The organism is Hyphomicrobium sp. CS1GBMeth3, assembly GCF_900117455.1.
Lineage (GTDB): Bacteria > Pseudomonadota > Alphaproteobacteria > Rhizobiales > Hyphomicrobiaceae > Hyphomicrobium_C.
The window spans coordinates 1,067,459-1,077,500 of record NZ_FPHO01000003.1 but is presented as its reverse complement, the minus strand read 5'-3'; the positions used below and the strand labels follow the sequence as shown (position 1 = coordinate 1,077,500).

The 10,042-nt window shown below is 61.5% G+C and carries 6 protein-coding genes, 2 rRNA genes and 1 pseudogene (1 of these 9 only partly in view); 8 read left to right on the top strand and 1 reads right to left on the bottom strand.

The window, feature by feature from the left end; translation table 11 throughout:
* The 4 genes and pseudogenes from CS1GBM3_RS12360 to CS1GBM3_RS12345 all read left to right on the top strand — a co-directional run.
* Positions 1-1,643, top strand: a 23S ribosomal RNA gene (locus CS1GBM3_RS12360); it begins 1,156 nt to the left of the window's first position.
* Between the two features lie 203 nt (positions 1,644-1,846).
* A 5S ribosomal RNA gene (gene rrf / locus CS1GBM3_RS12355) occupies positions 1,847-1,961 on the top strand.
* Positions 1,962-2,078: 117 nt separating this feature from the next.
* Positions 2,079-2,496: pseudogene (locus CS1GBM3_RS12350) on the top strand (integrase core domain-containing protein); the annotation flags it as partial.
* A 492-nt stretch (positions 2,497-2,988) separates the two neighbouring features.
* A complete protein-coding gene (locus CS1GBM3_RS12345; RefSeq protein WP_072395650.1) occupies positions 2,989-3,867 on the top strand; it encodes a hypothetical protein in 879 nt (292 codons plus the stop codon).
* A 10-nt stretch (positions 3,868-3,877) separates the two neighbouring features.
* On the opposite strand, the gene CS1GBM3_RS12340 is transcribed toward CS1GBM3_RS12345, so the two are convergent.
* Positions 3,878-4,252 carry a hypothetical protein gene (locus CS1GBM3_RS12340; RefSeq protein ID WP_072395649.1) on the bottom strand — a complete coding sequence of 125 codons (375 nt, stop codon included), beginning with the start codon at positions 4,250-4,252 and terminating at the stop codon, positions 3,878-3,880.
* Positions 4,253-4,386: 134 nt separating this feature from the next.
* Between CS1GBM3_RS12340 and msrA the strand changes: the two genes are divergently transcribed.
* From msrA to CS1GBM3_RS12320, 4 genes are all read left to right on the top strand, one after another.
* The gene (msrA, locus tag CS1GBM3_RS12335) at positions 4,387-5,118 is read left to right on the top strand and encodes a peptide-methionine (S)-S-oxide reductase MsrA (RefSeq protein ID WP_083567524.1); all 732 of its coding nucleotides are present in this window, start codon (positions 4,387-4,389) and stop codon (positions 5,116-5,118) included.
* A 179-nt stretch (positions 5,119-5,297) separates the two neighbouring features.
* The gene (locus CS1GBM3_RS12330) at positions 5,298-5,546 is read left to right on the top strand and encodes a hypothetical protein (protein WP_072395648.1); all 249 of its coding nucleotides are present in this window, start codon (positions 5,298-5,300) and stop codon (positions 5,544-5,546) included.
* A 451-nt stretch (positions 5,547-5,997) separates the two neighbouring features.
* Entirely contained in the window at positions 5,998-7,881 is a 1,884-nt protein-coding gene (locus CS1GBM3_RS12325; protein ID WP_072395647.1) for a PQQ-dependent dehydrogenase, methanol/ethanol family, read from the top strand.
* A 163-nt stretch (positions 7,882-8,044) separates the two neighbouring features.
* Complete coding sequence (locus tag CS1GBM3_RS12320) at positions 8,045-9,907, top strand: quinoprotein dehydrogenase-associated putative ABC transporter substrate-binding protein (RefSeq protein ID WP_072395646.1); 1,863 nt, start codon at positions 8,045-8,047, stop codon at positions 9,905-9,907.
* The last annotated feature ends 135 nt before the right edge of the window (positions 9,908-10,042 follow it).

Genomic DNA, 10,042 nt, shown 5'->3' with positions numbered 1-10,042 from the left:
TTCCTGCGCCGAAAATGTATCGGGGCTAAAGCCACGTACCGAAGCTTCGGATGTGCAGCAATGCACGTGGTAGCGGAGCGTTCCGTAAGCCTGCGAAGGGTGATCCGTGAGGACGCCTGGAGGTATCGGAAGTGCGAATGCAGACATGAGTAACGACAGGAGTGTCAGAAACACTCCCGCCGAAAGTCCAAGGGTTCCTGCGTAAAGCTAAACTGCGCAGGGTTAGCCGGCCCCTAAGGCGAGGGCGAAAGCCGTAGTCGATGGGAACCACGTCAATATTCGTGGGCCAGTGGGTGAGTGACGGGCGCTGCAAGTTGTTTGGGCTTATCGGATTGCCCGAGCAGCGAAGGTGCCCCAGGAAATAGCCCCCACATAGACCGTACCCGAAACCGACACAGGTGGACTGGTAGAGAATACCAAGGCGCTTGAGCGAAGTGTGCTGAAGGAACTCGGCAAATTACCTGCGTAACTTCGGGATAAGCAGGCCGTCATTCTGGGCAACCAGGGTGGCGGGGCACAGACCAGGGGGTGGCGACTGTTTACCTAAAACACAGGGCTATGCTAAGTCCAACGACGACGTATATGGCCTGACGCCTGCCCGGTGCCGGAAGGTTAAGAGGAGAAGTGCAAGCTTTGAATCGAAGCCCCGGTAAACGGCGGCCGTAACTATAACGGTCCTAAGGTAGCGAAATTCCTTGTCGGGTAAGTTCCGACCTGCACGAATGGCGTAACGACTTCCCCACTGTCTCCAGCACACACTCAGTGAAATTGAATTCCCCGTGAAGATGCGGGGTTCCTGCGGTTAGACGGAAAGACCCCGTGCACCTTTACTGTAGCTTTACACTGGCAATCGTGTTTGCATGTGTAGGATAGGTGGTAGGCTTTGAAGCAGGGGCGCCAGCTCTTGTGGAGCCGCAATGTGAAATACCACCCTTATGAACATGGTTGTCTAACCGCGGACCGTTATCCGGTTCCGGGACATTGTATGGCAGGCAGTTTGACTGGGGCGGTCGCCTCCTAAATCGTAACGGAGGCGTGCGAAGGTGGGCTCAGGTTGGTCGGAAATCAACCGTCGAGTGCAATGGCATAAGCCCGCCTGACTGCGAGACTGACAAGTCGAGCAGAGACGAAAGTCGGCCATAGTGATCCGGTGGTTCTGTGTGGAAGGGCCATCGCTCAACGAATAAAAGGTACGCCGGGGATAACAGGCTGATGATTCCCAAGAGTCCATATCGACGGAATCGTTTGGCACCTCGATGTCGGCTCATCTCATCCTGGGGCTGGAGCAGGTCCCAAGGGTATGGCTGTTCGCCATTTAAAGAGGTACGTGAGCTGGGTTCAGAACGTCGCGAGACAGTTCGGTCCCTATCTGCCGTAGGCGTTGGAGAATTGAGAGGATCTGACCTTAGTACGAGAGGACCGGGTTGGACGCACCTCTGGTGGACCTGTTGTCGCGCCAGCGGCACAGCAGGGTAGCTATGTGCGGACGGGATAACCGCTGAAGGCATCTAAGCGGGAAACCCACCTCGAGATTAGTTCTCCCTTGAGAGCCGTTGTAGACCACAACGTTGATAGGCCGGGTGTGGAAGTGCAGCAATGTATGCAGCTTACCGGTACTAATAGCTCGATCGAACTTCGATCGCTCTCATTAAGCAATGCTCATCTAATGCCTCACGCGGCCGTTTAGCGCGCTTTCAGCGCGCTGGCCGCTCCGGCAGGGCGGCGCTCGCGCCGGGCCACTTGTGGCCCGCGGACCTTCGGTCCGAAGAGCGCGATATCAAAGCGCCGCCTGATGAGCGTAGGAGCAAGCACGGAAAGACCAGATTTCGCCTCACGCTTCCGCCGACCTGGTGATTATGGCGGGGTGGCTGCACCCGATCCCATTCCGAACTCGGCCGTGAAACGCCCCAGCGCCGATGGTACTTCGTCTTAAGACGCGGGAGAGTAGGTCGTCGCCAGGTCTGCAGAAGCGTGACGCGAAACAAAATTCATCATTCCTCTTCACATGCTACACAAAACGCCGTCCTGGCTTTTCGCCTGGGCGGCGTTTTTGCGTTCGCAGTGCGGCTTCACCTTTCGGTGCGCGCATGGCGCGGGAGCTCGACCGCATCATCGCTTGGCGCGGCAGGCCGGAGGCGGTGCTTTCCGACAATGGCACGGAGCTGACCTCGAACGCGATCCTCTCCTGGGCGGACGAGCGTCGCATTGCGTGGCGGTATATCCAGCCCGGCAAGCCGGTGCAGAACGCGTTCGCGGAGAGCTTCAACGCCCGGCTCCGGGACGAAGTTTCTGAACGAGACGCTGTTCCGATCGCTCGGCGATGCTCGACGGCTGATCGAAGCCTGGCGATACGATTACAATCACCACCGCCCGCACTCGAAGCTCGGCTGGCTGACGCCGGCCGGCTACGCTGCGTGCTGGCAGCAGAACGAAGACCTTGAAGGACGCTCATCGGGAGCGTTCAATGACGACCGGATTCCAGTCCCAGCTGGATAAACAATGGGGGTCACATCACTGCCTTTGAGATTTTGGATTTCCGCGGCGACGTTGTCGGCAATCACGCTGGTGTTGTTCCACGACGGGTTCTTCAATGTCGTCGAGACCACGTGCTTCGGCATCGCTTTCATCTTGTCCGCGAACTCGCCCTCGCGATGCGGCTAGCCGCCGGCGAAGCTCTCGTAGGTCGCGCGGCCAATCAGGAGTGATTCGGCTTCGAGTGTTTCGGCGAGTTTGTATGCAAGTTGGTCGGGGCCCATGTGCGGAATAACCCAGCCCGTATGCGCATGTCGCAGGACGAACCGTCCGGTGAGCCGACATTTTGGGTCCGGCTTGGCGCGCTTCTTTCGTATCCGGCTGTCGCGAGATCGCGACTGATCGCGCCAATCCTGTCTCATCACAGACTCTGGGGGTTCTCCGCACCAGAAGACACATTGTGTTCATCGCTTACCGGCACAGTACCGACGCTAACAGGCTAGAGAAAGGGCGCGAATGGCTGGAGCGTTGCGGATCGTTTCGGGCCTTGTGATCGTCGGAGCGGCGATTTTCGCGGGTGTCCTTTATCGCTCCCCATGGATTGTTCTTCTGTTGACTGTGAGCTTTACGACGCTTTACGTCGGCGGCAAGCTCCCGCAATGGCGGGCGCTGGCCCGTATCGAGGGTCCGGGCGCGGTGCTCAAAGGTCTCATGGTCACCTTGCCGATCCAGGCTGTGCTCGCCTGCGTGTTCTATCTTGTTGGCGTCGGCGTTGGAGCGCTTCTTGGACAGCGCGCGTTTGCAAGCCATCTCGAAACCTTCGACGTTACGTTGGCCGGCGCTCTTCTTGCTCTTGGCTTGATCGCGACCGCGGGCATCCATGTTTCTGAAGCGGGCGCCGCGAGGAATGCGGACCCCGAGGTGGTTTTATCGGCGGAGATCCGTGCGATCATGGACGAGGCTGCGGAACTCGGTGAGCAGGTCGTCGCGATGCCGGTGCAAATCTTCTCGCTGGCACGGCGCCTGGCCGATCATCCCGATCGTCATGAAGCGCTTGCGGCGATGGACGGCTTCTTCGACGACGATAATGCTTTCGTCCGCCGCGTCGCCTTCACGGCGTTGCGCTTCATGGGGCAGGGCGGCCGTGATCTCGACCCGCGAGCCTTGGACCGGCGAATCATTGCGGGCATGGGCGATGCAGCCGTCTGGGTCCGCTATGACGCTGCGTGGTGTGCCGGCGATATCAAAGGCGACGACGCGGCGTTTGCTGCGGCGCTTCGCGAGATGATTGCGACCGCCCAAGCGGCAGGTGTCGATCAGCTTGACGCGAACGATGCAGCGCACAAGGCGCTTTTGCGCGCGCGGGCGAGCCTTGAGGCCATTCGGCAGCGGTGAACTCTCGCGCTTAGGGACTTAAGGGAAGGGTGCTCAACGCGGCGAGGCCCGTAAGCATCGCGAGCGACATGACGGTCGAGAGATTGACGTCGCCGAACTCGCGCACCCTCACCTCGCGGATGACTTCGCGGACCTCGACGTCCGGGCGTGCGTCGGGCTCGCGGGCGCGGATCCAATTCCAGAAGAAGCGTAGGAAGCTGCCGGTGCGCCGCGAGATCTCGAACGGGGCGCGGCGCCACCCATATTTCAGGCCGTAGATCGCGAAGATCAGTATCGTGATCTGCAGGAGCGTGGATACCCACCCGCTGATCAGGAACCAGATGAGCTGCAAGACAACGGCGGCGATCGACCAGAGCGCAGAGGCAAGCCAGCCGAGGACTTCCATGCCCTTCTCCTTTTTTCCGCGTTGCGCGCCCATAGCTAAGGCAGCACGCAGATGTGACGAATCCCCCCTCTGCAACGGCGCGCCTGTAACGCCCATATTGGGGCCATCCAACCTACTCTCACCCAGGTGTCAAAATGCTGTTCACCAGGAAAAAGACCGAGATGCCAACGCCTGAGACCGCGCTCAAGGGGCGCGAGACGGCGTCGCCGACGGCGGCCGAGCACTTCTTGTTCGGTCGGCCGCTCAAGGGCCCTTATCCGGCCGGCCTTGAGACGGCGATGTTCGGATTGGGGTGCTTCTGGGGTGCGGAGCGCAAGTTCTGGGAGCTCGGTCCCGGTATTTGGGTGACCGCCGTCGGCTATGCGGGCGGCTTCACGCCCAACCCGACCTACGAAGAAGTCTGCACGGGGCGCACAGGGCACAACGAGGTCGTGGGCGTGGTGTTCGATCCCAAGGTCGTGAGCTACGAGACGCTGCTCAAGACGTTCTGGGAGAGCCATGATCCGACGCAGGGCATGCGGCAGGGCAACGACGTTGGCACGCAGTACCGTTCGGGCATTTACGTCTTCTCGGACGCGCAGCGCGAGGCGGCAGAGGCATCACGTGCGGCCTACCAGCAGCGGCTCTCGGCTGCGGGCTTCGGGAAGATCACAACCGAGATCCTGCCGGCGCCTGAACTCTACTATGCCGAGGATTATCACCAGCAGTATCTGGCCAAGGTTCCGCACGGCTATTGCGGTCTCGGCGGTACGGGCGTTGCCTGCCCGGTTTCCACCGGCGTGGCCGTTGGGTCCGCGGAGGTTGGCCTTTCGGGCACAGCGGAGGCGAGCGGCCGCTGGACGAGCCGTTCGAACGTTGATTCGTAATCTGATTTTCCAACCAAAGGCCCACTCCTTTCGCGGGAGTGGGCCTTTGGTTTTTGTGGCCCTATGGGCACATTTTCCGTGATTAACATTTACTTGCCATCGACTTACCGCGGCGCACAATTTAGCCCTTATTGTGCTGTGAAAGGACTTTTCGATCCGTGGAATGACGAGGGGGTGAGATGGCAGGCAACCGGTCTCTGTTTGCGTTTGCGGGTTTGGTCGTGGCGGGTGCCGCCAGTGCCGAGGACTTCAAGCTTCCGCCCGAGGTTACGCCGCAGCTTCGTGCCGCCTGCGAAACCGACGTGCGTCGCCTTTGCATCGGGAAGGATCCCACCGTCGCCAAGGTGAAGCGCTGCGTATTCGCCAAGTACTTCCAGCTCGGCCACAAGTGCCAGGTCGAGCTTGCTTCGCTCGGTTTCGGGCGATAGTCGCTGATTCAGCAGAATTTTCCCGCGCGGCGGTTCTCGGCAACGATGCCTGCGGATGATTTCACGTCTTCGTGAGCAGGAAGATCTCCCCGATATTATGGGAAATCGCCCCCTCGCTGTTCTGGTATAACATCCCTACCGTGCGCTCTGTTGGTGAGCTTACCCGCGTGGGTTCCGACCGCATCAGGTCGCGACACACCCGGTGTTCGCCAGCGCTTGTTTCTTGAACGCCAGGGAGCCACACGAGCGATCGGACTTCGAGTCGCCTGCCTCCACAAGCAGGCCTCAGTCAAAGGGACCCGGACAAGAGTCCCGATCGAGCCCGTAAAGCCACATTGCGCGACGCCCGACGCTTCGCATAGCCCGTCACCGCGGGCTTTGCGGAACGCACGGTTGTGCTTTGCCTGAGCCTCAAGGCTGCAAGCCCTCGTAGCTAGGAGAGGAGACCGAAATGACCCATAAACTAGGGTTGCTCAGGGGCGGCCTCATGCTCGCGATGCTGGGGCTCTCCGCCCCTGCTCTCGCGAACGATGAGGTCGAGAAGCGCGCGGCCGACCCCAACCAGTGGGCGTCGCCGGGGCGTGACAACGCGTTGACCCGTCACTCGACGCTTGCCGACATCAACACCGATAACGTCGGCAAGCTGCAGATGGTCTGGTCGCAGTCGACCGGTGCGCTGCGCGGACACGAAGGCCAGCCGCTGTTCATCGATGACGTTGGCGGCAAGCCGATGCTGTTCTTCGTCTCGGGCTGTCCGAACATGGCCCAGTGCAACATTGCGCAGGGCCTCGATCTTTCGGATCCCGACAACCCGAAGCAGATCTGGAACTACGTCAAGACGACGGACCGTGACGAGTCGGCTGTGCCGCGCGCCTGTTGCGACACCGTCAATCGCGGTCCCGCGTTCGCCAACGGCAAGCTCTACTACGGCACGCTCGACGGCTTCCTGATCGCGCTCGACGCGGCGACCGGCAAAGAGGTCTGGGTCGTCAAGCATGCGTGGCCGGAGAAGGGCGAGACGAGCACCAGCGCACCGCTGATCGCCGACAATCTCGTCATCCTCGGCTTCGGTGGCGACGAGTTCGCGGCCCGCGGCCGCGTCACGGCTTACAACCTGGAAGATGGCAAGAAGGTTTGGGAGTGCCATTCGACCGGTTCGGACAAGGACGTGTGCCTGACGCCCGAGACGAACAAGGCCAATCCGCATTACGGCACTGCCGGCAAGGACCTCGGCATCCATACGCACGTGGGTGAAGAGTGGAAGATCGGCGGCGGCGCGGCCTGGGCGTGGTTCAGCTACGATCCCGAGCTGAAGATCGTGTACTATTCGACCGGCAACCCGGGTCTCTGGAGCCCCGCGTATCGCTGCTCGAAGAAGACCCACGAGGAGTGCAACACCGGCGAGTTCGACAACAAGTGGTCGATGACCATTTTCGCCCGCAAGGTGGAGACCGGCGAGGCCGTCTGGGCTTACCAGATGACGCCCTTCGACCAGTGGGACTATGACGGCGTCAACGAGAACATCCTCGTCAACGACCTCGACGTCGACGGCAAGAAGGTGAAGGCGCTTGTCCACTTCGACCGTAACGGCTTCGTGTACGTCATGGATCGCACCAACGGCGATCTCTTGCGTGCGCACAAGTACGTAACCACTGACTGGGCCGAAAAGGTCGATCTCAAGACCGGTCGTCCAGTGAAGGTGCGCGAGCACTCGCCGCTCGAGCGTGGCCGCAACGTCTCGGCCTGCCCGTCGGCGATGGGCGGCAAGGATCAGCAGCCCTGCTCGGTCGACCCCAAGGAGCCGAACAAGTTCTACTGTCCCACCAACAACTGGTGCATGGAGCTTGAGCCGCAGGAGCGCACGCACACGCAGCAGGGCACGGTCTACGTGTTCGCCAACGTGTACATGTATCCCGAGAAGCCCGGCACGACCGGCAAGGTCAAGAAGTTCGACGTCGTGACCGGCAAGGCGGACTGGGAGATTCCGGATCCCTATCCGAACTGGGGCGGCACGATGGTCACCGACGGCGGCCTCGTGTTCTACGGCTCGCTTGGCGGTGACTTCCGCGCGGTCGACCGTAAGGACGGCAAGGTGCTCTGGAGCCGCAAGCTCGCTTCCGGCATCATCGCCAACCCGATCACCTACAAGGTCGGCGGCAAGCAGTACGTCTCGGTTCTGGCCGGCATCGGCGGCTGGATCGGCGTGCCGGTCACGGCAGGTCTCGATCTCAACGACAAGTTCGGTGCGATCGGCGCGACGGCGATGACCAAGGCTGCCAACCTCGACAAGATCCCGCAGGCAGGAACGCTCTTTACGTTCCGCGTCTACGAGTGATCCCCTAACGACGGGAGAACGCCCGGCGCCTCGCGGTGCCGGGCGTTTTTCCCTTCGCGGATCGGGAAGGTTGGCGCGGGATCAACGGAACTTGATCAGCGCGAATGACCTTGTTTGCTTGTCGCCATTGCGTGCAACGATATAGAGTTTCATGAAAATCAGCATGCATGAGATAGGCGTGATAGTTCAGTCGTTCCGTTCCTCGGTGCTCCGCAAGGCCGCGCCGGCTCTGGCCGCGGGCGTCCTGCTGAGCTTCCTCGGGCAGGCGACATGGGCCGCCGATCCGGGTTTTCGCGCCAACAAGGAGTTCGACGAGCTCACAGCAGCGGAAAAGACAGCCGCCAGGGCGGCGGGCAAAACGGCATTCGAGCAAAAGACGCTCGGGCCGCTCAAGGTGTGCAGCGATCCCGGCAACATGCCGCTCTCCTCCAGCAAGGACGAGGGATTTCAAAACAAGATTATGAATGTGCTGGCCCGCTCCATGGGCACGCACGTGGTCAACTTCTGGCGGCCGTATCTCGAGCGCGGTATCACGCGGCAGACGTTCGATACCAACGATTGCGATATCCTGGTCGACATGCCGAGCGTCTATGCCGGCGTGCTGACGACGACGCCGGTTTATCGAACGACCTATGTGCTGGCCTGGCGGAGCGACCGCGGGCTCGATCTCACGGGGCTCGACGACCCGAAGCTCAAGGATCTCAAGATCGGCGCGTATCAGACCTCTGCCATTCGCGAGGTGCTGAAGCGGCGCGGCCACAGCACGAACGTCGTGCTGCATACCGTGAGCCACAACGGCGACCTCATCCCGGAGCAGCAGCCGACCTACCAGGTGCAGCAGGTTCTCGACGGAAAGCTCGACGTGGCCGCCGCGTGGGGACCATTCGCCGGCTGGTACAAGACGATGAGGGGCGAGCCGATCACGGTTCTGCCCGTCAATCTTATGGACGATGACGTGCCGCTCGAGTTCGACCTCGCGCTCGGGGTCAAGCCGACGAACGTGGTGCTGAAGTTCGCGCTCGAATGGGCGCTTGAGGCCAATCGTGTCGAGATCGAGAAGATCCTGCGCGACTTCGGCGTGCCGCTCGTCAAATGCAGCCGCTGCGTCGTGCCCGGTGATCTGCCGTCTCATGGCTTCTACACGAAGCCGTTCGATGTCAGCGAAGGACCGAAGGCCGAGCCGTCGCCCGATCAACGAGTGACGCGCGAGCGGCTTGAAGCGTGGCTCGCGGAAGGGGCCGACGTGCAGGCGGAGCTCGCCAATGCGGTGCTGGCCTCGGACGAGGATCGGATTCGCTTCCTCGTCGAAAAGGGCGCCGATATCAATGCCCGCGATGGGCAAGGCTACGGTGCGCTGCAGGCGGCGGCGCGCAACCGCAACGATCGGATCATCCCGCTGCTCATCTCGCTCAAGGCCGATGTCGATGGTCGCGACAACGACGGTTTCACGGCCCTCATCCATGCCGCGGAGCGCAATCATGTGCCGTCCATTCGCGCACTCATCGCGGCAGGGGCCGATATCGAGGCATCCGTGGACGGGGGGTTCGGGCCGCTGTCGCTCGCCATCGAGAGCGGCAAGTATCTCGCGGCGAAGGCGTTGATCGAACTCGGCGCGAACGTCAATGCGGTGGCAAGCAGCGATCGCGTGACGCCCCTCATGGTGGCAGCGAGCCAGATGGCGCTCGGTGAGGCCGCGAAGGAGATCGAGCGGCGGCAAGGGCTGCGTTCGACCGATATCGCGGCCGCGCTCATCGAGCGCGGCGCCAACGTCAATGCGGTCAACGCGCAGGGCATTAGTGCGCTGATGATCGCGTCGGCGCGGGGCAACATTCCGATGATCGGCCTTCTGCTCGAGGCGGGTGCCGATCCGAACCTCAAATCCAAAGCCGGAAAAACGGCGATCGATCTCGCGCGCGACAATCTCAATCCCGACGCGGTGAAGTCGATCACGCTGTTTCAACAGACGATCTCAGAGCGTTCTCAGCCGCGCAACAGCGACAAAGGCGGCGGAAAGGAGAAGCTTTGAGGGTGGGCTTTCGGCAGCGCATCGCGGCGCTGTCTCATCAGGCATCTCTGCAAGCACGGAGGAGCGGACGGCGGAAGGCCTCACCGCCGCTCGGACCTACACCATCGAGGCGCGGAAGAAACAGATGACGAGGGA

Coding starts and splice junctions, on each gene's coding strand:
- CS1GBM3_RS12345 (WP_072395650.1), top strand. CDS start 2,989: ATGGCTGGAGCGTTGCGGATCGTTTCGGGCCTTGTGATCGTCGGAGCG.
- CS1GBM3_RS12340 (WP_072395649.1), bottom strand. CDS start 4,252: ATGGAAGTCCTCGGCTGGCTTGCCTCTGCGCTCTGGTCGATCGCCGCC.
- msrA (WP_083567524.1), top strand. CDS start 4,387: ATGCTGTTCACCAGGAAAAAGACCGAGATGCCAACGCCTGAGACCGCG.
- CS1GBM3_RS12330 (WP_072395648.1), top strand. CDS start 5,298: ATGGCAGGCAACCGGTCTCTGTTTGCGTTTGCGGGTTTGGTCGTGGCG.
- CS1GBM3_RS12325 (WP_072395647.1), top strand. CDS start 5,998: ATGACCCATAAACTAGGGTTGCTCAGGGGCGGCCTCATGCTCGCGATG.
- CS1GBM3_RS12320 (WP_072395646.1), top strand. CDS start 8,045: ATGCATGAGATAGGCGTGATAGTTCAGTCGTTCCGTTCCTCGGTGCTC.